Raw genomic sequence first — 22827 nt, 5'->3', positions numbered from 1 at the left:
ATTGCTGAAAACAATGAACAAGGCGGTTACGGGACGTTATAGGAGGGGACAAAAATGAAATTTTACACCATTAAATTGCCGAAGTTTTTAGGAGGAATTGTCCGGGCGATGCTGGGCTCATTTAGAAAAGATTAAGGCCCAGGGGTTCAAAGCCCTCTTTCACCACATAAAAACGCCTGCCACATATCGGGGCAGGCGTTCATTTTGTTATACACGCTCAACTTTACCGGATTTCAAAGCTCGAGCAGATACATATACTTTTTTAGGTTTTCCGTTCACAAGGATACGAACCTTTTGAAGATTCGCGCCCCAAGTGCGCTTAGAAGCGTTCATTGCGTGAGAACGGTTATTCCCAGCTGTTGTTTTTTTACCTGTGATAACGCATTTACGTGCCATTTGTTTCCCTCCTCACTTGCACAAAACATCTACTTTTTAACATTCATATAATCTTAGATGCTTTCGATATGGATACTTTAAATAATTTACCACAGCTAAAAAACGTTTGCAACTATTGTTTCATCATCTTTCAAGAAAATTCACTTGACATCTTGCGGAAACAGCAGCGCTATAGTATATGTAGAGGTACGGCCAGCGATTATTGCCTGGTCTTTTCATAATGGAAACCATATAGTAGAATAGCTGTAACTCTATGCATTCGAAGGAGGAACTAGTGTGTCCATTGAATTAAGAACGAAGTACGGACAGATTGATATATCTAATGAAGTCATCGCGATGGTTGCAGGAGGCGCGGCGGTTGACTGTTACGGCATTGTCGGCATGGCCTCTAAAAACCAGATTAAAGACGGACTGACTGAAATCCTTCGGAAAGAGAATTTCAGCAGGGGTGTCCAAGTTCGCCAAGAAGGAGAACAGATACATATCGACATGTATATCATTGTCAGCTACGGCACGAAAATTTCTGAAGTGGCACATAATGTCCAAACAAAAGTAAAGTACACAGTAAATCAAACCATCGGACTGGCAGTGGATTCTGTCAATATTTATGTCCAAGGCGTACGAGTGACGAACCCGTAGTTAGGAGGAGTAGGATTGTCTATCAGAACATTAGACGGCAGAACCTTTGCCGAGATGATTCTTGCGGGAGCGCAGAATCTGTCTCAAAACGCCAGTGCAGTTGATGCACTGAACGTGTTCCCGGTGCCGGACGGTGATACGGGAACAAATATGAACCTGTCGATGACTTCCGGAGCAAGAGAAGTTGAACAAATGGATACGGATGATATCGGGAAGGTGGGCTCCGCGTTATCTAAAGGGCTGCTCATGGGAGCACGCGGAAATTCAGGAGTTATCCTATCCCAATTGTTCCGCGGATTTAGCAAAAACATTGAAACGAAAAAAGAAATTAATGCACTTGAGTTTGCCGCTGCGCTGCAAGCAGGTGTAGACATGGCGTATAAAGCTGTCATGAAACCTGTAGAGGGCACCATTTTAACAGTTGCAAAAGACGCTGCAAAAAAAGCAATGATCTTAGCAGAAAAAGAAACCGATATCACTGCGCTGATGACTGCAGTGACAGAAGAAGCAGAGGCGTCTTTAAACCGCACCCCTGAATTGCTACCTGTCCTAAAGGAAGTAGGAGTTGTCGATAGCGGGGGCAAAGGCCTGCTCTGTGTGTATGAAGGTTTCCTTGCTTCATTAAAAGGTGAAACTGTACCTCAGAAAGCAGTTCTTCCGTCACTTGACGACATGGTCAGCGCAGAGCATCACAAGAGCGCGCAAAGCATGATGAATACCGAAGATATTGAATTTGGATTCTGTACCGAAGTGATGGTTAGGCTTGATCAGACAAAAAGAGAGTTCGACGAAGGCACGTTCAGGCAAGACCTCAGCCAGTTCGGAGATTCTCTGCTTGTGATTGCGGATGAATCGCTGGCGAAGGTTCATATTCATGCTGAAGAGCCGGGAAACGTGTTAAACTACGCCCAGCATTACGGTGAATTGATCAAAATAAAAATAGAAAATATGAGAGAACAGCATACCTCTATCATCAGTCAAGAAAGCAAACCTGCAGACAACGAAACACCGCCGGCAAAACAGCCGTATGGCATTGTGACTGTAGCGATGGGAGAAGGAATTGCAGACCTATTTAAAAGCATTGGCGCTTCTGTTGTGATTGAAGGCGGCCAGACCATGAACCCAAGCACTGAGGATATTGTTGATGCCGTGAAGTCTGTAAATGCAGATACGGTATTTATCCTGCCTAACAACTCCAACATTATCATGGCTGCTAACCAAGCGGCCAGCGTAGTGGATGAACAGGTTTTTGTCATTCCTGCTAAAACGGTTCCGCAAGGGATGTCAGCTCTGCTGGCTTTTAACCCGGATCAAGAAGCTGAAGCGAACGAGGCCAATATGCTAAGCGCCATTCAGCAAGTAAAAAGCGGACAGGTGACGTTCTCAGTCAGAGATACTCATATTGACGGTAAAGACATTAAAAAAGGCGACTTTATGGGCATTCTGAATGGAACGATTATCGGCACTTCTGAAAATCAGCTGTCAGCCGCGAAAATGCTGCTGTCAGAAATGATCGGAGAAGATGATGAAATCGTGACCATTCTATATGGTGAGGATGCGTCTCAGGAAGAAGCTGAGCAGCTTGAAGCGTTTCTCAGTGAAAAGTACGAGGAGATTGAGGTTGAGATCCACAATGGGAAACAGCCTCTGTATTCGTATATAGTTTCAGCAGAATAGAAGGGCAATTTGCCCTTCTATTCTTATGTCTGCTTTTAAGTGCGGCAGCGCTGTAACGCGCCCGCTTGCCATTTTATATCTGATCAATTAGTCTAGAAGCAAAGCGCTAATAAGCTCTGGTTCATAAGGAGGAATAGCATGAAATACAGAAGCGTTTTTGATATTATCGGCCCGGTTATGATCGGTCCGTCCAGCTCTCATACAGCGGGAGCTGCTAGAATCGGGAGAGTGGCCAGAAGTTTATTTGGCAGAGAGCCTGAGCGCATCATTGTATCTTTTTACGGCTCGTTTGCGGAAACGTATAAGGGCCACGGCACAGATGTCGCGATTATCGGCGGATTGCTTGATTTTGATACATTCGATGAACGGATTAAAACCGCTATACAAATTGCAGAAGCTAAAGGAATTGATATAGAGTTTCGGGTAGAAGATGCAGTCCCGGTCCATCCGAACACAGCAAAAATCACCATTTCTGATGAAAAGGGTGAGCTGGAACTGACGGGTATTTCGATTGGCGGAGGAAAGATTGAAATCACAGAATTGAATGGTTTTGAGCTCCGGCTGTCAGGAAATCATCCGGCCATATTAGTTGTTCATAATGACAAGTTTGGCACAATTGCCGGTGTTGCCAATGTTCTGGCGAAATTTTCAATTAACGTAGGACATATGGAAGTAGCCCGGAAAGATATCGGCCAGCTTGCGCTGATGACAATAGAGGTCGATCAAAATATTGACGACCACATTCTCGACGAGCTGTCGAAGCTGCCGAATATTATTCAAGTGACAAAGATTGCTGACTAGCGAAAAGGGTCAGGAGGAGCCAGTTATGTTTCGTAATGTAAAAGAATTAATTGAGATTACTAAAGAAAAACAAATATTGATCTCTGATGTGATGATAGCTCAAGAGATGGAAGTAACAGAAAAAACAAAAGAGGACATTTTTCAGCAGATGGATCATAACCTGTCTGTTATGGAAGCGGCGGTTCAGAAAGGACTCGAGGGAGTTACGAGCCAAACGGGCTTAACAGGCGGAGATGCCGTTAAATTGCAGGCCTATATTCGATCAGGAAAAAGCCTGTCTGGCCCGCTGATTTTAGATGCTGTATCGAAAGCCGTTGCAACAAATGAAGTAAATGCAGCCATGGGAACCATCTGTGCGACACCGACTGCAGGTTCTGCCGGTGTGGTGCCCGGTACGTTATTTGCTGTAAAAGAAAAGCTGAATCCAACAAGAGAACAAATGATCCGCTTTTTGTTTACAGCCGGGGCTTTCGGATTTGTCGTGGCTAATAACGCAAGCATTTCCGGCGCCGCCGGAGGATGTCAGGCAGAGGTTGGATCAGCTTCAGGCATGGCGGCTGCGGCCATTGTTGAAATGGCAGGAGGAACACCCGAACAAAGCGCGGAAGCCATGGCCATTACATTAAAAAATATGCTAGGCCTCGTGTGCGACCCTGTTGCAGGGCTTGTTGAGGTGCCTTGCGTGAAACGGAATGCGATGGGCGCGTCAAATGCGATGATTGCCGCTGATATGGCATTGGCGGGCATTACAAGCCGTATTCCATGTGATGAGGTTATCGATGCCATGTATAAAATAGGCCAAACGATGCCAACTGCACTTAGAGAAACAGGCCAGGGCGGTTTAGCGGCAACACCGACAGGAAGAGAATTAGAGAAAAAAATTTTCGGAGGAGCGCTAGGTTCACGTGAAACAACATCAGCAAACTAGTATAGCTAACATTAAGGGTATTGGGCCGGAAACAGAAAAAACATTACACGAACTTGGTATTTATGACATTTCTGATCTTCTGAATTATTTCCCTTATCGCTATGATGACTACGAGCTGAGGGATTTAGAAGAAGTAAAGCATGATGAAAGAGTCACAGTCGAAGGGAAGGTTCATTCAGAGCCTTCTCTTACCTATTACGGAAAAAAACGAAACAGGCTGACATTCAGGCTTCTGGTCGGCCACTATTTAATCACAGCCGTATGTTTTAACAGGCCTTACTTGAAGAAGAAGCTTTCGCTCGGTGCTGTTGTGACGGTCTCAGGTAAATGGGACAAGCACCGCCAAACCATCTCTGTTCAGGAGTTGAAAAACGGGCCGCATCAAGAAGACAAAAGCATTGAACCAGTGTATTCTGTGAAAGAAAATGTTACCGTCAAAATGATGAGGCGCTTTATTCAGCAGGCGCTGACCCAATATGCAGACTCACTTCCTGATCCTCTTCCGGAAAAGCTAAGAAAAAGCTATAAACTGCCTGACTATTATCAGGCGTTAAAAGCAATGCACCAGCCTGAAACAAGGGAAGCATTAAAGCTTGCCAGACGGCGGTTTGTTTATGAAGAATTTTTGTTGTTTCAGTTGAAAATGCAGGCGTTCCGAAAGGCGGAAAGAGAGCAGACACAAGGGATACGGCAGCGTTTTTCAAACGAAGAACTCATGAGATTTATCAAAAGCCTCCCGTTTCCCCTCACAAACGCCCAGTCACGCGTTCTTCGCGAAATAACAGCAGACATGTCTTCTCCATACAGAATGAACCGTCTTCTTCAAGGGGACGTTGGATCAGGAAAAACGGCAGTCGCCGCCATTGCACTGTATGCCGCGATCCTATCCGGATACCAAGGAGCGCTCATGGTGCCGACAGAAATTCTGGCCGAGCAGCATGCTGATTCGCTCGTTTCGCTATTTGAAAAATGGGATGTCAGCGTTGCTCTTTTGACAAGCTCTGTTAAAGGAAAGCGGCGAAAAGAACTGCTTGAGCGTCTTGCGGCGGGTGAGATTGATATTCTTGTAGGAACCCACGCTTTAATCCAAGACGAGGTGGAGTTTAAGGCGCTGAGTCTCGTTATTACAGATGAACAGCACAGATTTGGAGTTGAGCAGCGCAAAAAGCTTCGGAACAAAGGGCAGGATCCCGATGTTCTCTTTATGACAGCCACTCCAATCCCAAGAACATTAGCGATCACAGTGTTCGGTGAAATGGATGTATCTGTCATTGATGAGATGCCGGCTGGACGAAAGCGAATCGAAACCTATTGGGTAAAACATGACATGCTGGATCGTATTTTGGCATTTGTCGAAAAAGAATTAAAGCAAGGCAGGCAGGCTTATATCATCTGTCCGCTGATTGAAGAATCAGACAAGCTTGATGTGCAAAACGCCATTGACGTGTACAATATGCTTTCTGATATTTTTCGGGGAAAATGGAAGGTCGGCCTTATGCATGGGAAGCTGCATTCCGATGAAAAAGACCAGGTCATGAGAGAATTCAGCGCAAATCACTGTCAAATTCTCGTATCAACCACTGTTGTGGAGGTTGGCGTGAATGTTCCGAATGCAACGATTATGGTGATTTATGACGCCGACCGTTTCGGACTATCACAGCTTCACCAGCTGCGCGGCCGTGTTGGACGGGGTGAGCATCAATCTTTCTGTATTCTGATGGCTGATCCAAAATCAGAAACCGGGAAAGAACGGATGAGGATCATGTCGGAGACCAATGACGGTTTCGAGCTGTCTGAAAAGGATCTGGAACTGAGAGGTCCCGGTGATTTCTTCGGGAAAAAACAAAGCGGAATGCCGGAATTTAAAGTGGCGGACATGGTTCATGATTACAGAGCGCTTGAAACGGCAAGGCAGGATGCTGCGAATCTTGTGGCTTCTGACGCGTTCTGGAAGGAGCCGGAATACGCTGTGTTAAGAGATGAATTGCTGAAGAGCGGAGTAATGGACGGGGAAAAATTAAGCTGAGTATCAGAAGTTTTTGGTGTTCAGCCAGAAACAATCGTTGCATTCCAATCTATGAAATTATATACTACTATTAGTACCTAGTCTTAATTGTCCGGATGGTGTTTAGATATGAGAAGAAATAAGAGAGAACGCCAGGAATTACTTCAGCAGACGATTCAAGCAACCCCCTTTATTACAGATGAAGAACTAGCGGGTAAATTCGGGGTGAGCATCCAGACGATACGTTTGGACCGCTTAGAGCTTTCCATACCTGAACTGAGAGAAAGAATTAAGAACGTGGCAGAGAAAACACTTGAGGACGAAGTGAAGTCCCTGTCACTTGATGAAGTTATCGGAGAAATTATTGACCTTGAGCTGGATGATCAGGCGATATCCATTTTAGAAATAAAACAGGAGCACGTGTTCAGCCGGAATCAGATTGCGAGAGGACACCATTTATTTGCACAGGCGAATTCTTTGGCCGTTGCAGTCATTGATGACGAGCTGGCGCTGACTGCCAGTGCAGACATCCGCTTTACAAGACAGGTAAAGCAGGGTGAACGTGTCGTAGCAAAAGCGAAAGTGACGGCTGTCGAAAAAGAAAAAGGAAGAACGGTTGTCGAAGTGAACAGCTACGTTGGCGAAGAAATTGTTTTTTCTGGACGCTTTGACATGTATCGTTCAAAACATTCATAAAGGTGGAGCATGCATGAGAATAGCTGTAGATGCAATGGGAGGAGACCACGCTCCCAAAGCTGTTATTGACGGAGTTATAAAAGGTATAGAGGCATTTGATGATCTCCATATCACACTTGTCGGTGACAAAACAACGATAGAATCACATTTAACAACTACATCAGATCGCATCACGGTGCTGCACGCAGATGAAGTGATTGAGCCTACGGATGAACCTGTCCGTGCCGTGCGAAGAAAAAAGAACTCATCTATGGTTCTTATGGCGCAGGAGGTTGCGGAAAACAGAGCTGACGCCTGCATTTCAGCAGGAAATACCGGTGCATTAATGACAGCCGGTCTCTTTATTGTCGGAAGAATTAAAGGAATTGACCGTCCGGCGCTTGCCCCGACACTTCCGACTGTTTCGGGAGACGGATTTCTTCTCCTTGATGTCGGCGCCAATGTCGATGCCAAACCGGAGCACCTCGTTCAATATGCCATCATGGGTTCTGTTTATTCTCAGCAAGTGCGCGGTGTCACTTCACCGAGAGTCGGACTTTTAAATGTCGGAACAGAAGATAAAAAAGGAAACGAACTGACGAAGCAGACGTTTCAAATTTTAAAAGAAACAGCAAACATCAATTTTATCGGAAACGTGGAAGCGCGAGACCTTTTAGATGATGTGGCGGACGTTGTAGTAACAGACGGCTTTACCGGGAATGTTACACTCAAAACGCTGGAAGGCTCTGCGTTGTCTATTTTTAAAATGATGAGAGACGTAATGACGTCTACTTTGACATCCAAGCTTGCAGCAGCTGTGCTGAAACCAAAATTGAAAGAAATGAAAATGAAAATGGAGTATTCGAATTATGGCGGAGCAAGTCTTTTTGGCTTAAAAGCGCCTGTGATCAAGGCGCACGGCTCTTCAGATTCAAATGCTGTATTCCATGCGATTCGGCAAGCAAGAGAGATGGTCAGCCAAAATGTGGCTGCGCTCATTCAGGAAGAAGTGAAAGAAGAAAAAACAGATGAGTAGTCTGGAGGTTTTTACATCATGAGTAAGATTGCATTTTTATTCCCTGGTCAGGGATCACAATTTATCGGCATGGGAAAAGAGCTTTATGAGCAGGTGTCTGCTGCAAAGCGTCTGTTTGATGAAGCCGATGAAACGTTGGAAACAAAACTCAGCTCGCTTATTTTTGAGGGGGATGCTGAAGAATTAACACTTACATACAATGCGCAGCCTGCTTTGCTTACGACAAGCATCGCTGTTCTTGAGAAATTTAAAGAATCTGGCATTACACCTGATTTCACAGCAGGACACAGCCTTGGTGAATATTCTGCACTGGTTGCGGCTGGCGCTCTGTCTTTCAAAGATGCTGTTTATACCGTCAGAAAACGCGGAGAGTTTATGAATGAAGCGGTACCGGCTGGCGAAGGAGCAATGGCTGCGATTCTCGGCATGGATGCTGAAGCATTAAAGCAAGTAACCGATAAAGTCACAGAGGAAGGCAACCTTGTACAGCTTGCGAATCTCAACTGTCCTGGCCAAATCGTCATTTCCGGAACAGCTAAAGGGGTTGAGCTTGCATCTGAACTGGCAAAAGAGAACGGCGCAAAACGCGCAATTCCGCTTGAAGTAAGCGGTCCGTTCCATTCTGAACTGATGAAACCGGCTGCTGAAAAGCTGAAAGAGGTATTGGACGCCTGTGACATAAAAGACGCTGACATTCCGGTCATCTCAAATGTTTCTGCTGACGTGATGACTGAAAAAGCAGATATCAAAGAAAAACTTATTGAGCAGCTTTACTCTCCGGTTCGTTTTGAGGAAAGCATTAACAAGCTGATCGCAGAGGGTGTTACGACTTTTATTGAAATCGGTCCCGGAAAAGTGCTTTCAGGCCTTGTGAAAAAAGTAAATAGACGGTTAAAAACAATTGCTGTATCAGATCCGGAAACGATCGAGCTGGCAATTCAAACGCTTAAGGAGGAGAATGATAATGCTTAATGATAAAACGGCTATTGTCACTGGCGCATCCCGCGGAATCGGCCGCTCAATCGCCCTTGATCTGGCAAAAAGCGGAGCAAATGTTGTCGTGAACTACTCCGGCAATGAAGCGAAAGCAAATGAAGTGGTAGATGAAATCAAATCAATGGGCAGAAAAGCAATTGCTGTAAAAGCGGATGTATCAAATCCCGAAGATGTACAAAACATGATAAAAGAAACATTGTCTGTTTTTTCTACGATTGACATTCTAGTTAATAATGCGGGAATTACAAGAGACAATCTCATCATGAGAATGAAAGAAGACGAATGGGATGACGTCATTAACATTAACCTGAAGGGTGTTTTCAACTGCACAAAAGCTGTTACAAGACAAATGATGAAACAGCGTTCAGGCCGCATTATTAACGTATCGTCTATCGTCGGCGTCAGCGGAAACCCTGGACAGGCCAACTACGTGGCTGCAAAAGCCGGCGTCATCGGTTTAACCAAGTCTTCTGCTAAAGAGCTCGCCAGCCGAAATATTACGGTAAACGCAATAGCGCCAGGATTTATCTCAACTGATATGACAGATAAACTTGCAAAAGACGTTCAAGACGAAATGCTGAAACAAATTCCGCTCGCGCGCTTTGGCGAACCTAGCGATGTCAGCAGTGTTGTCACGTTCCTAGCTTCAGAGGGAGCCCGTTATATGACAGGCCAAACGCTTCATATTGACGGCGGAATGGTGATGTAAGTTTTTTCTCGAAAATTTCATCATAGTTTCTCTAGTTTTTTAAAAACGAATCCACTATAATACTTGAGGGGAGGTGAATTGCTATGGCAGACACATTAGAGCGTGTAACGAAAATCATCGTAGATCGCCTTGGCGTTGATGAAGCAGACGTCAAACTTGAAGCTTCTTTCAAGGAAGACTTAGGTGCTGATTCCCTAGATGTAGTTGAGCTTGTTATGGAACTTGAAGACGAGTTTGATATGGAGATTTCTGACGAAGATGCTGAAAAGATTGCAACAGTCGGCGACGCTGTGAACTACATACAAAACCAGCAATAAGCTGATGCTAAAAGTCCCGCCGAAACGCGGGGCTTTAGCCCTTTATTCGTGCAGTTATTACAGCATGCCGCTTTTACGCGCGCTGTATCCGGTTTAGTCAGAGAAGCGCGGTGAACCTGATGTGCCTATGGAGGTTACTATGTCAAAACACTCACATTATAAAGATAAAAAAAAGTTCTATAAAAAAGTAGAACAATTTAAAGAGTTTCAAGAACGGATTTCGGTTCACTTTCAAAATGAAAAGCTTTTGTATCAAGCATTTACACATTCATCTTATGTGAATGAGCATCGGAAAAAGCCGTATGAAGATAATGAAAGGCTTGAATTTTTAGGTGACGCTGTTTTGGAACTGACGATCTCCAGATTCTTATTTGCCAAATACCCGGCTATGAGTGAAGGAGATTTGACGAAATTGAGAGCCGCAATTGTTTGCGAACCGTCTCTCGTTTCATTGGCTCACGAGCTGTCATTCGGCGATCTTGTCCTGTTGGGTAAAGGCGAGGAAATGACAGGCGGAAGAAAGCGTCCTGCTCTATTGGCGGATGTTTTTGAGGCATTTATCGGAGCCTTGTACCTTGACCAAGGATTAGAGCCGGTCGAAAGTTTCTTAAAAGTTTATGTGTTCCCTAAAATTAACGATGGTGCTTTTTCTCATGTGATGGATTTCAAAAGCCAGCTGCAGGAATACGTGCAACGGGACGGCAAAGGCTCTCTGGAGTATAAAATCTCTAACGAAAAAGGACCTGCGCACAACCGTGAATTTGAAGCCATCGTATCTCTAAAAGGTGAACCACTCGGAGTCGGAAACGGCCGTTCAAAGAAAGAAGCCGAACAGCACGCTGCTCAGGAAGCTTTAGCTAAATTGCAAAAACACCATACGAAACAATAAAATCCCCCTTATGACTCAGGGGGATTTCAGTATGTATGCCGTCTTATTTCACCAATGTTTATGATAGAATTGAAATACTTATTACATAAGGAGGATCGCTATGTTCCTCAAACGTTTAGACGTTATAGGATTTAAATCATTTGCAGAACGGATTTCCGTAGACTTCGTTAAAGGCGTGACAGCGGTTGTCGGGCCGAACGGAAGCGGAAAAAGCAACATCACGGATGCCATTCGCTGGGTTCTCGGCGAACAATCGGCACGCTCTCTTCGGGGCGGAAAAATGGAGGACATTATTTTTGCCGGGAGTGATTCAAGAAAGCGATTAAATCTAGCTGAAGTTACGCTTACTCTTGATAATGATGATCATTTCTTGCCAATTGACTTCCACGAGGTGAGTGTCACAAGACGTGTGTACAGATCAGGTGAGAGTGAGTTTCTGATTAACAATCAGCCGTGCCGCTTGAAGGATATTATTGATTTATTTATGGATTCTGGCCTTGGTAAAGAAGCATTTTCTATTATCAGCCAAGGGAAAGTGGAAGAGATCCTGAGCAGCAAAGCGGAGGATCGCCGCAGTATCTTTGAAGAAGCGGCCGGGGTGCTTAAATATAAAACGAGAAAGAAAAAAGCAGAAAATAAACTGTTTGAGACACAGGACAATCTAAATCGGGTAGAAGATATATTACATGAGCTTGAAGGACAGGTTGAACCTCTAAAAATTCAAGCTTCAATAGCGAAAGACTACCTTGAGAAAAAGAAAGAGCTGGAGCATGTTGAAATTGCGCTGACTGCCTATGATATCGAAGAGCTGCATGGTAAATGGTCGACTCTTAAAGAGAAAGTGCAGATGGCAAAAGAAGAAGAGCTTGCTGAATCGTCTGCTATTTCTGCGAAAGAAGCAAAGATTGAGGATACAAGGGACAAAATACAAGCGCTTGATGAGTCAGTAGATGAGCTCCAGCAAGTTTTACTGGTAACTAGTGAGGAGCTGGAAAAGCTTGAAGGCCGTAAAGAAGTCCTGAAAGAACGAAAGAAAAACGCTGTGCAAAACCAAGAACAGCTTGAAGAAGCCATCGTTCAGTTTCAGCAAAAAGAAACGGTTCTGAAAGAAGAGCTTTCGAAGCAGGAAGCTGTCTTCGAAACGCTTCAGGCTGAGGTGAAGCAGTTAAGGGCGCAAGTAAAAGAAAAACAGCAGGCTCTCAATCTTCACAATGAAAATGTCGAAGAGAAAATCGAGCAGCTGAAAAGTGATTATTTTGAGCTGTTAAACAGCCAGGCTTCGATACGCAACGAACTCCAGCTTCTTGATGACCAGATGTCCCAATCCGCTGTCACATTGCAGAGACTCGCGGACAACAATGAAAAGCACCTGCAGGAACGGCGTGATATTTCTGCGCGTAAAGCCGCATGTGAAACGGAATTTGCCCGAATTGAGCAGGAGATTCACAGTCAAGTCGGTGCATATCGTGATATGCAGACAAAATATGAGCAGAAAAAGCGTCAATACGAAAAAAATGAATCCGCTCTGTATCAGGCATACCAATACGTTCAGCAAGCGAGATCAAAAAAGGACATGCTTGAGACGATGCAGGGAGATTTTTCTGGCTTTTATCAAGGTGTTAAAGAAGTGCTAAAAGCGAAAGAGCGCCTTGGTGGAATTCGCGGAGCGGTTCTTGAGCTGATTTCTACAGAACAGAAGTATGAAACGGCCATTGAAATAGCGCTCGGCGCTTCTGCTCAGCATGTCGTGACCGACGATGAACAATCTGCCCGAAAAGCGATTCAATATTTAAAGCAGAATTCCTTCGGCCGGGCGACGTTTCTGCCTCTTTCTGTTATTAGAGACCGCCAGCTTCAAAGCCGTGACGCGGAAACAGCCGCCCGACATTCATCATTTCTCGGGGTTGCCAGTGAACTTGTCACATTTGATTCTGCGTATCGAAGCGTCATCCAGAATCTTCTTGGAACCGTTCTGATCACAGAGGACTTAAAGGGTGCAAACGAGCTTGCAAAGCTTCTCGGGCACCGGTACCGCATCGTAACCCTTGAGGGAGATGTTGTGAACCCCGGTGGTTCAATGACGGGCGGCGCGGTTAAAAAGAAAAATAACTCCCTCCTTGGAAGAAGCCGGGAGCTAGAAGATGTGACGAAACGGCTCGCTGAAATGGAAGAGAAAACAGCACTGCTTGAACAAGAGGTCAAAACCCTTAAGCAATCCATTCAGGATATGGAGAAAAAACTGGCTGACTTAAGAGAAACCGGGGAAGGCTTAAGGTTAAAGCAGCAGGATGTGAAAGGCCAGCTGTACGAACTTCAAGTTGCCGAGAAAAATATCAATACCCATTTAGAGCTCTATGACCAAGAAAAATCTGCTCTGTCTGAAAGCGATGAAGAGAAAAAAGCACGCAAACGCAAGCTTGAAGAAGAGCTCTCTGCCGTATCTGAAAAGATGAAACAGCTTGAAGAGGACATAGACAGACTGACAAAACAAAAACAAACGCAATCCTCAACGAAAGAGTCTCTCTCCAACGAGCTGACTGAGCTGAAGATCGCTGCGGCCAAAAAAGAGCAGGCTTGCAAGGGGGCAGAGGACAACCTTGCCAGATTAAAGAAAGAGCTCACTGAAACAGAGCTTGCGTTAAAAGAAGCAAAAGAAGACTTAAGCTTCTTAACGTCAGAGATGTCATCTAGCACCAGCGGCGAAGAAAAGCTGGAAGAAGCAGCAAAACATAAATTGAATGACAAAACGAAAACGATCGAACTGATTGCATTAAGGCGCGATCAGCGCATCAAGCTTCAGCATGGGCTTGATACGTATGAGCGTGAGCTGAAAGAAATGAAACGTCTGTATAAACAAAAAACAACGCTCTTAAAAGACGAAGAAGTCAAACTCGGACGGATGGAAGTCGAGCTTGATAATTTACTCCAATACTTACGGGAGGAATACAGCTTGTCCTTTGAGGGGGCAAAAGAGAAATATCAGCTTGAAACTGATCCAGAGGAAGCCAGAAAGCGCGTGAAGCTGATTAAACTCGCAATTGAAGAGCTGGGTACCGTGAACCTCGGAAGCATAGATGAGTTTGAGAGGGTCAACGAACGGTACAAGTTTCTGTCGGAACAAAAAGAAGATTTAACAGAAGCGAAAAATACCTTGTTCCAAGTGATTGAAGAAATGGATGAAGAAATGACGAAGCGCTTTAACGACACATTCGTCCAAATCCGCTCACACTTTGATCAAGTTTTCCGCTCCTTATTCGGAGGAGGGCGAGCTGAACTGAGGCTCACCGATCCTAACGATCTGCTTCATTCAGGAGTCGAGATTATCGCTCAGCCGCCGGGGAAAAAGCTGCAAAACTTAAATCTCCTGTCAGGCGGAGAGCGTGCGCTTACTGCTATAGCGCTCTTATTCTCAATCCTAAAGGTTCGTCCAGTGCCGTTTTGCGTTCTTGACGAAGTAGAGGCTGCGCTCGACGAAGCGAATGTGTTCCGATTTGCGCAGTATTTAAAAAAATACAGCAGTGATACCCAGTTTATTGTGATTACCCACAGAAAAGGAACGATGGAGGAAGCGGATGTGCTTTATGGCGTAACCATGCAGGAATCCGGTGTTTCCAAGGTAATCTCCGTTAAGCTGGAAGAAACAAAAGAATTCGTTCAGTAACGAGGAAAGAGGTTAAAAGATGAGCTTTTTTAAAAAATTAAAAGAGAAAATCACAAAACAGACAGATTCCGTATCTGAAAAGTTTAAGGATGGCCTTGAAAAAACAAGAAACTCCTTTCAAAACAAAGTGAATGATCTTGTATCCCGTTACCGTAAAGTGGATGAGGATTTCTTCGAAGAGCTTGAAGAGGTTCTTATCAGCGCGGATGTCGGTTTTACAACCGTTATGGAATTAATAGATGAACTGAAAAAAGAAGTCAAACGCAGAAATATTCAAGATCCAAAGGAAGTCCAGTCAGTGATTTCTGAGAAACTGGTCGAGATTTATAACAGCGGAGATGAGCAAATTTCAGAACTGAACATCCAGGATGGGCGTTTAAACGTAATCCTTCTGGTAGGTGTAAACGGCGTCGGGAAAACAACAACGATCGGAAAGCTTGCCCATAAAATGAAACAAGAAGGAAAATCTGTCGTACTTGCCGCCGGAGACACTTTTAGAGCGGGAGCCATTGAACAGCTGGAAGTATGGGGAGAGCGTACAGGAGTGCCTGTCATTAAGCAGACGGCCGGAAGCGATCCGGCAGCGGTCATCTACGATGCTGTTCATGCTGCGAAAGCAAGAAATGCCGATGTATTAATTTGTGATACGGCAGGGCGTCTCCAAAACAAAGTAAATCTCATGAAAGAGCTTGAAAAAGTGAAACGTGTTATCGAAAGAGAAGTTCCTGAAGCTCCGCATGAGGTGCTGCTTGCCCTTGATGCCACGACCGGCCAAAATGCAATGGCTCAGGCAAAAGAATTCTCTAAAGCAACAAATGTTACCGGCATTGCTTTAACGAAGCTTGACGGTACGGCAAAAGGCGGTATCGTCCTTGCGATTCGCAACGAACTTCACATCCCGGTTAAACTAGTCGGTTTAGGAGAAAAAGTTGATGATCTCCAGGAATTTGATCCAGAATCCTATGTGTACGGACTCTTTTCAGATTTAGTGGAAAAAGCCGACGATTAAGAAAAAGGCCCCAACATCTTGGGGCCTTTTTCTTTTTTATCTTCTTACTTGATAGGCGAAATGATAAAGGCTGTTATCAGTGGATACCAGTCTTGACTCACCAGAAAAAACTCTGAATGGGATGATGTCATAGTAATGAACGGAAACAGATGTGTAATACGTATAGTAACCAGCAGCTGGCCCCAAATACATTGGAACCTCAAATGTTCCGTTTGCATCAGTCGTTCCTGAAGCAGTTTGTGTTGTGTTTCCGACCTTCGTGTCCGCTTCAAATCTTACGGGCGCGTTTGGCACTGGCTGTCCGTTTTGGTCGAGTAATTTGCCGCTTACTGTAATATTGTACTTGACTCGCCAATATTGACCTTGTCCGTAATTGATTTTACCGTATACCCCTCCATCTGTGCTGATATTTGTGATTGAGGCCTTATAAGGTGCCTCAGCAGCGTCTGCTTGCTGTGCCGGGAAACCTATTGTAAACAGGGCTGCCAGACATAACATAAACAATAAACCGATTTTTTTCATAAAAATCCTCCTTAAAATAGGGTTCATATACAATATCGGAATAAATTGGATGATATTTAGCGTATTTTGGAAAAGTTAATCGCGGCTTTGACAAGATAAAAACTTGACAGTGTCATTAAAACCGTGTAAACTAAGTTATCGTAAAGGGATTTGACTTAACAAAGGGGAGAGCTCAAATGTCACTCGAAAAGACAACGAGAATGAATTATCTGTTTGATTTTTATCAGTCGTTGTTGACGTCAAAACAGAAGAGCTATATGTCGCTTTATTATTTGGACGATTTCTCCCTAGGCGAAATAGCCGAAGAATATGAGGTTTCAAGACAAGCTGTTTATGATAACATCAAACGAACAGAAGCAATGCTTGAACAATATGAAGAAAAGCTGCTCCTTTTGAAAAAGTTTCAGGAGCGTAAAGAGATGTTTAATAAGCTGAAGGAGCTTGCTTCCGGTTCAAAAGAAGAGGAAGAAATTACAGCTCTGATTGAAGCGCTTGAGAAATTAGATTAGGAGGCGGCAAACTATGGCATTTGAAGGATTAGCCGACCGACTGCAGCAGACGATTTCTAAAATCCGCGGAAAAGGGAAAGTCAGCGAACAAGATGTAAAAGAGATGATGCGTGAGGTCCGTCTTGCGCTGCTTGAGGCTGACGTTAACTTTAAAGTAGTCAAGGATTTTGTCAAAAAAGTAAGTGAACGCGCTGTAGGCCAAGACGTCATGAAAAGTCTGACGCCCGGCCAGCAGGTCATTAAAGTTGTTCAAGAGGAACTGACTGAGCTGATGGGCGGCGAAGAGAGCAAAATCGCCGTCGCAAAAAGGCCGCCGACTGTTATTATGATGGTCGGTCTCCAAGGTGCCGGTAAAACGACAACAAGCGGTAAGCTTGCGAATCTGCTGCGCAAAAAGCATAATCGCAAACCGATGCTGGTTGCTGCCGATATTTACCGCCCAGCCGCAATTAAGCAGCTGGAAACACTCGGCAAACAGCTTGATATGCCTGTTTTCTCTCTTGGCGATCAGGTCAGTCCTGTAGAAATAGCTAAACAGGCTATTGAGAAAGCCAAGGAAGAACATTATGACTACGTCATTTTGGATACGGCAGGGCGCTTGCATATCGACCATGAACTGATGGATGAACTGACCAACGTCAAAGAAATCGCGAATCCGGAAGAAATTTTCCTGGTTGTCGATTCAATGACCGGTCAGGACGCTGTGAATGTTGCCAAAAGCTTTAATGAACAGCTCGGTTTAACCGGTGTTGTGTTGACTAAGCTGGATGGAGACACACGCGGCGGGGCTGCGCTTTCTATTCGCGCTGTCACAAACACGCCAATTAAGTTCGCAGGTTTGGGCGAAAAGCTTGATGCGTTAGAGCCGTTCCATCCTGAACGCATGGCATCAAGGATTCTCGGCATGGGCGACGTGCTGACATTGATTGAAAAAGCACAGGCCAGCGTTGATGAAGACAAAGCCAAAGAGCTGGAACAAAAAATGAGAACGATGAGCTTCACATTGGACGATTTTCTGGAGCAGCTCGGGCAAGTCAGAAACATGGGGCCGCTTGATGAGCTTCTGCAAATGATGCCGGGTGCAGGTAAAATGAAAGGCCTGAAAAACATCCAAGTTGATGAAAAACAGCTGAATCATGTGGAAGCAATCATTAAATCAATGACTGTTCTTGAAAAAGAACAGCCGGATATCATCAATGCCAGCCGGCGGAAGCGGATTGCAAAAGGAAGCGGGACATCCGTACAGGAAGTCAACCGTCTGCTTAAGCAGTTTGATGAAATGAAAAAAATGATGAAGCAGATGACAAACATGTCAAAAGGCAAGAAAAAAGGGTTTAAGCTACCTTTTATGTAATCGGTTATACATGATAAAACCGTTGTTAAGAAAAAACACTTTACAAACACTTTTATCATTGTTAATATACTATCTTGTTGAAATATTTTCGGAGGTGCTAGTAAAATGGCAGTAAAAATTCGTTTAAAACGTATGGGAGCAAAAAAATCTCCTTTCTATCGTATTGTTGTAGCAGATTCTCGTTCACCACGTGACGGCCGTTTCATCGAAACAGTCGGAACTTACAACCCGGTTGCAAAACCAGCGGAAGTAAAAATTGACGAAGAGCTTGCTCTTAAATGGCTTCAAACTGGAGCGAAACCATCTGATACAGTTCGCAACTTGTTCTCTAGCCAAGGAATCATGGAAAAATTCCACAACGCTAAACAAGGCAAGTAATGACTGATCAACACTTGGAAGATTTGATTGTCCACATTGTGACGCCGCTTGTTGATCATCCAGATGACATTCGCGTCATAAGAGAAGAAACCGATCAAAAGATTGCGCTGCGCTTATCTGTCCATAAGTCAGATACCGGTAAAGTTATCGGAAAGCAAGGCCGGACTGCAAAAGCGATTCGAACAGCTGTATTTGCAGCTGGCGCACAGTCTTCTAAGAAAGTTCAATTTGAAATATTTGACTAAAAGGGAGAGGGCCGGCACCTCCCCTTTTTTTACACGCAAAAAAAGGGTAAACTGATAGAAGCTTAGGCAAAATAGAAAAGCCTGGGCGAGTAAAAGTTTTAAAAGCGGGGAGCTTGGTGCGATGCAAATTATTCACCGTGTAGCCGTTATGCAAGTCTTAACCGAGCGCAGTAAAGAAAAGCTTTTAGCTTCTTTTGCCGAAAAGAAACAAATGCTTGAACGAGAATGCAGCCAGCTCTATTTTCAGCTTAGAAAACATGAGAAAGAACAGCAAAACCCTGATATGATTGAACAATTTAAAAAGGCAATAGAAAAGCGAAAAGATGATATAAAAATCATTGATTTTCAAATTGCTCAAGTACATACATTGCCGCTTGGCAGTGAGTTGAAAGAAAAGGAAGTCGATGCGCTGCTGACGATTGAAGCCGGGGATGACTGGCATGAGAAAACAGCAGCGAACACCATCGTCATAAAAGACGGAAAAGTAATTGAAATTCGCCAGAGGTGATCATATGACAAAGCGATGGTTTAATGTAGGCAAAATCGTAAATACCCACGGAATCAAAGGCGAAGTGCGGGTGATTTCAAAAACAGATTTTGCCGAAGAACGATACAAGCCGGGAAACACGCTGTATTTGTTTATGGACGGCCGTAACGAACCAGTGGAGGTAACGGTAAACACACATAGACTGCATAAGCAATTTCATCTCCTGCAGTTTAAAGAAAGACAAAACCTAAATGAAGTAGAAGAGCTGAAAAACGCAATCATTAAAGTTCCTGAAGAAGAATTAGGAGAGCTGAATGAGGGTGAATTTTATTTCCACGAAATTATTGGGTGTGAAGTATTTACTGAAGAAGGCGAACTCATCGGAAAGGTCAAAGAAATTTTGACGCCTGGAGCCAATGACGTTTGGGTCATCGGAAGAAAAGGAAAAAAAGACGCACTCATTCCTTACATTGAATCAGTGGTCAAACATATCGATGTCAGGGAAAAGAAAATTGAGATTGAACTGATGGAAGGGTTAATAGACGAATGAAAATCGACTTTTTGACGCTGTTTCCCGAAATGTTTGAAGGCGTGCTCGGCTCATCGATTCTTCAAAAAGCCCAGGAAAAAGATGCGGTGCAGTTTCAAGTCGTAAATTTCCGGGAGTACTCTGATAACAAGCACAATACTGTTGATGATTATCCTTATGGCGGAGGGGCAGGCATGGTTCTCAAGCCCCAGCCTGTTTTTGACGCGGTCGAGGACCTGACATCAAAGGCAGCCGCTGCTCCGCGTATTATCCTCGTATGCCCGCAAGGTGAGCGTTTTACCCAAAAAAAAGCCGAGCAATTAGCTAAGGAAGAGCATTTGCTGTTCATTTGCGGCCACTATGAAGGCTATGATGAACGCATTCGCGAGCACTTGGTAACGGATGAAATATCAATTGGCGACTTTGTTCTGACGGGCGGTGAGCTCCCTGCAATGATGATCGCAGACAGTGTGGTCAGACTGCTTCCGGGTGTACTGGGTAAAGAGGCTTCCCATATTGAGGATTCCTTCAGCACCGGACTTTTAGAGCACCCGCATTATACAAGACCGGCAGATTACAAAGGTTTAAAAGTGCCTGAAACACTCTTGTCAGGAAACCATGCAAAAATTGAAGAATGGCGGAATAAAGAATCGATCAGAAGGACCTACCTAAGACGTCCGGATCTGTTGAAAGACTACCCGCTTACAGAGCAGCAAAGAAAGTGGATTTCTGAATGGGAAAAAGAATAGATTTTATTGCATAGGCTATGAAATTGTGATAAGATACTACTTGTGGCTTAAGCGGGCTTATCCGCTGCAAGCTTGAAAACGATGTTCCGCTGTGCCGGTTTTTGTGGCCAAGAGCATCTGTTGGAAGGAGTTGAAAACGATGCAAAAACTAATTGAAGATATCACAAAAGAACAGCTTCGTACTGATCTTCCTGCGTTCCGTCCTGGTGACACTTTACGTGTACACGTTAAAGTTGTTGAGGGTAACCGTGAGCGTATCCAGATCTTTGAAGGTGTTGTGATTAAGCGTCGTGGTGGTGGAATCAGCGAAACGTTCACAGTTCGTAAGATTTCTTACGGTGTTGGCGTTGAACGTACTTTCCCAGTACACACACCAAAAATCGCGAAAATCGAAGTTGTACGTTACGGTAAAGTACGCCGTGCTAAACTTTACTACCTGCGTGAACTTCGCGGAAAAGCGGCTCGTATTAAAGAGATCAGACGATAATGATAACGAACGAAAAGAGCTTGTTACCTGTAACAAGCTCTTTTTTTATACAGAATTTGAAAATGCCGGACAGGCATCGTAAAATACATAAAGGACAACAATGAATCATGCATACTGAAGATAAAGGCGGTGTTCGTGTCACATGACAATTCAATGGTTCCCGGGCCATATGGCAAAAGCAAGAAGGGAAGTAACCGAAAAATTAAAATTAATCGATATCGTATATGAATTGGTAGATGCCAGAATTCCAATGTCATCAAGAAACCCAATGATTGAAGATATTCTAAAAAACAAGCCGCGAATTATGCTGTTAAACAAGGCTGACAAAGCAGATGCGGCAGTTACACAGCAGTGGAAAGAGCACTTTGAGAAGCAGGGGATCCGCTCTCTGTCTATTAATTCTGTAAATGGACAAGGGTTAAATCAAATTGTGCCTGCATCAAAAGAGATCCTCCAAGAAAAATTTGACCGGATGCGTGCGAAAGGTGTGAAGCCGAGAGCGATTCGCGCTTTGATTATCGGCATTCCAAACGTCGGAAAATCAACGCTCATCAACCGGCTTGCAAAGAAAAACATAGCAAAAACGGGAGACAGACCTGGTATTACGACTTCTCAACAGTGGGTCAAAGTTGGGAAAGAATTAGAGCTATTAGATACACCGGGAATTTTGTGGCCTAAATTTGAGGATGAGCTTGTCGGTTTGAGACTGGCAGTCACCGGGGCTATTAAAGACTCGATTATCAATTTGCAGGACGTGGCCGTGTTTGGTCTTCGTTTTCTCGAAGAACATTACCCAGAACGGCTTAAAGAGCGTTATGGCCTTGATGAGATCCCAGAGGACATTGCCGAGCTGTTTGATGCAATAGGTGAAAAGCGAGGCTGTCTCATGAGCGGTGGGCTCATCAACTACGATAAGACGACTGAAGTCATCATTCGCGATATTCGCACTGAAAAGTTCGGCAGGCTGTCATTTGAACAGCCGACGATGTAAAGGCGCGCAGAAATGCGGGTCTTTATTTTTTCTTGGCTGAACCGATACATACAGTAAGGGAGAAGAGAAAGTGAATACATTAACCGTAAAGGACATTAAAGACCGTTTGCAGGAAGTGAAGGATGCACAAGACCCATTTATTGCCCAGTGCGAAAACGACCCGAGAAAAAGCGTTCAAACGCTTGTAGAGCAATGGCTTAAAAAGCAAGCGAAAGAAAAAGCGCTGAAAGAACAATGGGTGAATATGACTTCCTATGAAAGGCTGGCAAGAAACAAGGGATTTCGCTTGATTGCAGGTGTTGACGAGGTCGGCCGGGGGCCATTGGCAGGACCAGTTGTCGCCAGCGCAGTCATCCTTCCAGAGGAATGTGAAATACTTGGGCTGACAGACTCCAAAAAGCTTTCAGAGAAAAAACGCGAGGAATATTACGAGCTTATTATGAAGGAAGCACTGGCGGTCGGGATAGGAATTGTAGAAGCTACTGTGATTGATGAGATCAATATATATGAAGCTTCAAAAATGGCAATGGTGAAAGCGATACAGGATTTGTCGGATACACCTGATTATTTGCTTGTTGACGCAATGACACTTCCGCTCGACACGGCTCAGGCGTCAATTATAAAAGGCGATGCCAAAAGCGTGTCTATTGCGGCAGGTGCGTGTATCGCAAAAGTGACGAGGGACCGAATGATGAGCGCTTATGCCGAAACGTATCCCGTGTACGGCTTTGAAAAAAATAAAGGCTATGGGACAAAAGAACATTTGGAAGCTCTTGCTGCATACGGCCCAACTGAATTGCACCGCAAAACTTTCGCTCCTGTTCAATCTTTCAGATAA

Annotated in this window: 26 protein-coding genes; 24 read left to right on the top strand and 2 right to left on the bottom strand. The window is 44.4% G+C overall.

Translation table 11 applies throughout. The features are described 5' to 3' along the window. Positions 1-54 precede the first annotated feature (54 nt). The gene (spoVM, locus tag SB658_RS06825) at positions 55-135 is read left to right on the top strand and encodes a stage V sporulation protein SpoVM (protein WP_003221545.1); all 81 of its coding nucleotides are present in this window, start codon (positions 55-57) and stop codon (positions 133-135) included. Between the two features lie 72 nt (positions 136-207). Here spoVM and rpmB read toward each other — a convergent pair whose 3' ends face one another. Next, positions 208-396: a 50S ribosomal protein L28 gene (gene rpmB / locus SB658_RS06820; protein WP_003221548.1), complete on the bottom strand. Its 189-nt coding sequence runs from the start codon at positions 394-396 to the stop codon at positions 208-210. 276 nt (positions 397-672) lie between these two features. On the opposite strand from rpmB, the gene SB658_RS06815 reads away from it, so the two are divergent. The 13 genes from SB658_RS06815 to ftsY all read left to right on the top strand — a co-directional run bounded on the left by SB658_RS06815 (position 673) and on the right by ftsY (position 15738). Next, the gene (locus SB658_RS06815; protein ID WP_003232054.1) at positions 673-1035 is read left to right on the top strand and encodes an Asp23/Gls24 family envelope stress response protein; all 363 of its coding nucleotides are present in this window, start codon (positions 673-675) and stop codon (positions 1033-1035) included. A 15-nt stretch (positions 1036-1050) separates the two neighbouring features. After that, the gene (locus SB658_RS06810) at positions 1051-2712 is read left to right on the top strand and encodes a DAK2 domain-containing protein (protein ID WP_003245033.1); all 1662 of its coding nucleotides are present in this window, start codon (positions 1051-1053) and stop codon (positions 2710-2712) included. Positions 2713-2850: 138 nt separating this feature from the next. Next, positions 2851-3513 carry an L-serine ammonia-lyase, iron-sulfur-dependent subunit beta gene (gene sdaAB / locus SB658_RS06805; RefSeq protein ID WP_003232050.1) on the top strand — a complete coding sequence of 221 codons (663 nt, stop codon included), beginning with the start codon at positions 2851-2853 and terminating at the stop codon, positions 3511-3513. Positions 3514-3538: 25 nt separating this feature from the next. Next, complete coding sequence (gene sdaAA / locus SB658_RS06800; protein ID WP_003232049.1) at positions 3539-4441, top strand: L-serine ammonia-lyase, iron-sulfur-dependent, subunit alpha; 903 nt, start codon at positions 3539-3541, stop codon at positions 4439-4441. Further along, positions 4419-6467: an ATP-dependent DNA helicase RecG gene (gene recG / locus SB658_RS06795; RefSeq protein WP_021479307.1), complete on the top strand. Its 2049-nt coding sequence runs from the start codon at positions 4419-4421 to the stop codon at positions 6465-6467. Before sdaAA ends, recG begins: the two co-directional genes overlap by 23 nt. Before the next feature lie 108 nt (positions 6468-6575). Next, positions 6576-7142: a transcription factor FapR gene (fapR, locus tag SB658_RS06790; protein WP_003232044.1), complete on the top strand. Its 567-nt coding sequence runs from the start codon at positions 6576-6578 to the stop codon at positions 7140-7142. Between the two features lie 13 nt (positions 7143-7155). Continuing rightward, positions 7156-8157 carry a phosphate acyltransferase PlsX gene (gene plsX, locus SB658_RS06785; RefSeq protein WP_003232041.1) on the top strand — a complete coding sequence of 334 codons (1002 nt, stop codon included), beginning with the start codon at positions 7156-7158 and terminating at the stop codon, positions 8155-8157. An 18-nt stretch (positions 8158-8175) separates the two neighbouring features. Further along, on the top strand, positions 8176-9129 hold the full coding sequence (fabD, locus tag SB658_RS06780; RefSeq protein ID WP_144500775.1) for an ACP S-malonyltransferase: 954 nt from the start codon (positions 8176-8178) through the stop codon (positions 9127-9129). Next, on the top strand, positions 9122-9862 hold the full coding sequence (gene fabG, locus SB658_RS06775) for a 3-oxoacyl-[acyl-carrier-protein] reductase (RefSeq protein ID WP_003232035.1): 741 nt from the start codon (positions 9122-9124) through the stop codon (positions 9860-9862). Before fabD ends, fabG begins: the two co-directional genes overlap by 8 nt. Before the next feature lie 83 nt (positions 9863-9945). Then, entirely contained in the window at positions 9946-10179 is a 234-nt protein-coding gene (gene acpP, locus SB658_RS06770; RefSeq protein WP_003154310.1) for an acyl carrier protein, read from the top strand. Between the two features lie 139 nt (positions 10180-10318). Beyond that, the gene (gene rncS / locus SB658_RS06765; protein ID WP_003232030.1) at positions 10319-11068 is read left to right on the top strand and encodes a ribonuclease III; all 750 of its coding nucleotides are present in this window, start codon (positions 10319-10321) and stop codon (positions 11066-11068) included. 100 nt (positions 11069-11168) lie between these two features. Next, positions 11169-14729 (top strand): chromosome segregation protein SMC, encoded by a 3561-nt coding sequence (gene smc / locus SB658_RS06760; RefSeq protein ID WP_144500774.1) that lies wholly within the window; start codon positions 11169-11171, stop codon positions 14727-14729. A 19-nt stretch (positions 14730-14748) separates the two neighbouring features. Then, the gene (ftsY, locus tag SB658_RS06755; RefSeq protein WP_003232026.1) at positions 14749-15738 is read left to right on the top strand and encodes a signal recognition particle-docking protein FtsY; all 990 of its coding nucleotides are present in this window, start codon (positions 14749-14751) and stop codon (positions 15736-15738) included. Positions 15739-15774: 36 nt separating this feature from the next. On the opposite strand, the gene SB658_RS06750 is transcribed toward ftsY, so the two are convergent. Continuing rightward, entirely contained in the window at positions 15775-16260 is a 486-nt protein-coding gene (locus SB658_RS06750; RefSeq protein ID WP_003245834.1) for an Ig-like domain-containing protein, read from the bottom strand. 176 nt (positions 16261-16436) lie between these two features. Between SB658_RS06750 and SB658_RS06745 the strand changes: the two genes are divergently transcribed. The 10 genes from SB658_RS06745 to rnhB all read left to right on the top strand — a co-directional run bounded on the left by SB658_RS06745 (position 16437) and on the right by rnhB (position 22827). Further along, a complete protein-coding gene (locus SB658_RS06745; RefSeq protein WP_003238590.1) occupies positions 16437-16769 on the top strand; it encodes a putative DNA-binding protein in 333 nt (110 codons plus the stop codon). A gap of 13 nt (positions 16770-16782) precedes the next feature. Continuing rightward, on the top strand, positions 16783-18123 hold the full coding sequence (gene ffh / locus SB658_RS06740; protein ID WP_003232020.1) for a signal recognition particle protein: 1341 nt from the start codon (positions 16783-16785) through the stop codon (positions 18121-18123). A 105-nt stretch (positions 18124-18228) separates the two neighbouring features. Then, positions 18229-18501 carry a 30S ribosomal protein S16 gene (rpsP, locus tag SB658_RS06735; protein WP_003220815.1) on the top strand — a complete coding sequence of 91 codons (273 nt, stop codon included), beginning with the start codon at positions 18229-18231 and terminating at the stop codon, positions 18499-18501. After that, positions 18501-18746: a KH domain-containing protein gene (locus SB658_RS06730; protein ID WP_014476792.1), complete on the top strand. Its 246-nt coding sequence runs from the start codon at positions 18501-18503 to the stop codon at positions 18744-18746. The genes rpsP and SB658_RS06730 overlap by 1 nt, the downstream gene beginning before the upstream one ends. A gap of 121 nt (positions 18747-18867) precedes the next feature. Then, entirely contained in the window at positions 18868-19254 is a 387-nt protein-coding gene (locus SB658_RS06725; protein ID WP_014476793.1) for a YlqD family protein, read from the top strand. Positions 19255-19258: 4 nt separating this feature from the next. After that, complete coding sequence (gene rimM / locus SB658_RS06720) at positions 19259-19783, top strand: ribosome maturation factor RimM (RefSeq protein WP_003232013.1); 525 nt, start codon at positions 19259-19261, stop codon at positions 19781-19783. Further along, positions 19780-20511, top strand: coding sequence for a tRNA (guanosine(37)-N1)-methyltransferase TrmD (gene trmD / locus SB658_RS06715; protein WP_003232011.1), 732 nt, complete (start codon positions 19780-19782; stop codon positions 20509-20511). Before rimM ends, trmD begins: the two co-directional genes overlap by 4 nt. A gap of 139 nt (positions 20512-20650) precedes the next feature. Further along, entirely contained in the window at positions 20651-20998 is a 348-nt protein-coding gene (gene rplS / locus SB658_RS06710) for a 50S ribosomal protein L19 (protein WP_003220825.1), read from the top strand. Positions 20999-21140: 142 nt separating this feature from the next. After that, the gene (gene ylqF / locus SB658_RS06705; RefSeq protein WP_003232007.1) at positions 21141-21989 is read left to right on the top strand and encodes a ribosome biogenesis GTPase YlqF; all 849 of its coding nucleotides are present in this window, start codon (positions 21141-21143) and stop codon (positions 21987-21989) included. Positions 21990-22059: 70 nt separating this feature from the next. Then, positions 22060-22827: a ribonuclease HII gene (gene rnhB, locus SB658_RS06700; protein ID WP_003232005.1), complete on the top strand. Its 768-nt coding sequence runs from the start codon at positions 22060-22062 to the stop codon at positions 22825-22827.

Source organism: Bacillus sp. SIMBA_008 (assembly GCF_046535495.1).
GTDB lineage: Bacteria > Bacillota > Bacilli > Bacillales > Bacillaceae > Bacillus > Bacillus subtilis.
This window is presented reverse-complemented; position numbering and strand designations above follow the sequence as displayed.

Excerpts from the sequence above, each read along its gene's own strand:
- sdaAB (WP_003232050.1), top strand. The coding sequence starts at position 2,851 with ATGAAATACAGAAGCGTTTTTGATATTATCGGCCCGGTTATGATCGGT.
- rimM (WP_003232013.1), top strand. The coding sequence starts at position 19,259 with ATGACAAAGCGATGGTTTAATGTAGGCAAAATCGTAAATACCCACGGA.
- smc (WP_144500774.1), top strand. The coding sequence starts at position 11,169 with ATGTTCCTCAAACGTTTAGACGTTATAGGATTTAAATCATTTGCAGAA.
- SB658_RS06745 (WP_003238590.1), top strand. The coding sequence starts at position 16,437 with ATGTCACTCGAAAAGACAACGAGAATGAATTATCTGTTTGATTTTTAT.
- fapR (WP_003232044.1), top strand. The coding sequence starts at position 6,576 with ATGAGAAGAAATAAGAGAGAACGCCAGGAATTACTTCAGCAGACGATT.
- acpP (WP_003154310.1), top strand. The coding sequence starts at position 9,946 with ATGGCAGACACATTAGAGCGTGTAACGAAAATCATCGTAGATCGCCTT.
- fabD (WP_144500775.1), top strand. The coding sequence starts at position 8,176 with ATGAGTAAGATTGCATTTTTATTCCCTGGTCAGGGATCACAATTTATC.
- ffh (WP_003232020.1), top strand. The coding sequence starts at position 16,783 with ATGGCATTTGAAGGATTAGCCGACCGACTGCAGCAGACGATTTCTAAA.
- fabG (WP_003232035.1), top strand. The coding sequence starts at position 9,122 with ATGCTTAATGATAAAACGGCTATTGTCACTGGCGCATCCCGCGGAATC.
- rpmB (WP_003221548.1), bottom strand. The coding sequence starts at position 396 with ATGGCACGTAAATGCGTTATCACAGGTAAAAAAACAACAGCTGGGAAT.
- spoVM (WP_003221545.1), top strand. The coding sequence starts at position 55 with ATGAAATTTTACACCATTAAATTGCCGAAGTTTTTAGGAGGAATTGTC.
- rpsP (WP_003220815.1), top strand. The coding sequence starts at position 18,229 with ATGGCAGTAAAAATTCGTTTAAAACGTATGGGAGCAAAAAAATCTCCT.
- ftsY (WP_003232026.1), top strand. The coding sequence starts at position 14,749 with ATGAGCTTTTTTAAAAAATTAAAAGAGAAAATCACAAAACAGACAGAT.
- SB658_RS06750 (WP_003245834.1), bottom strand. The coding sequence starts at position 16,260 with ATGAAAAAAATCGGTTTATTGTTTATGTTATGTCTGGCAGCCCTGTTT.
- rplS (WP_003220825.1), top strand. The coding sequence starts at position 20,651 with ATGCAAAAACTAATTGAAGATATCACAAAAGAACAGCTTCGTACTGAT.
- rncS (WP_003232030.1), top strand. The coding sequence starts at position 10,319 with ATGTCAAAACACTCACATTATAAAGATAAAAAAAAGTTCTATAAAAAA.
- trmD (WP_003232011.1), top strand. The coding sequence starts at position 19,780 with ATGAAAATCGACTTTTTGACGCTGTTTCCCGAAATGTTTGAAGGCGTG.
- ylqF (WP_003232007.1), top strand. The coding sequence starts at position 21,141 with ATGACAATTCAATGGTTCCCGGGCCATATGGCAAAAGCAAGAAGGGAA.
- sdaAA (WP_003232049.1), top strand. The coding sequence starts at position 3,539 with ATGTTTCGTAATGTAAAAGAATTAATTGAGATTACTAAAGAAAAACAA.
- SB658_RS06725 (WP_014476793.1), top strand. The coding sequence starts at position 18,868 with ATGCAAATTATTCACCGTGTAGCCGTTATGCAAGTCTTAACCGAGCGC.
- SB658_RS06730 (WP_014476792.1), top strand. The coding sequence starts at position 18,501 with ATGACTGATCAACACTTGGAAGATTTGATTGTCCACATTGTGACGCCG.
- plsX (WP_003232041.1), top strand. The coding sequence starts at position 7,156 with ATGAGAATAGCTGTAGATGCAATGGGAGGAGACCACGCTCCCAAAGCT.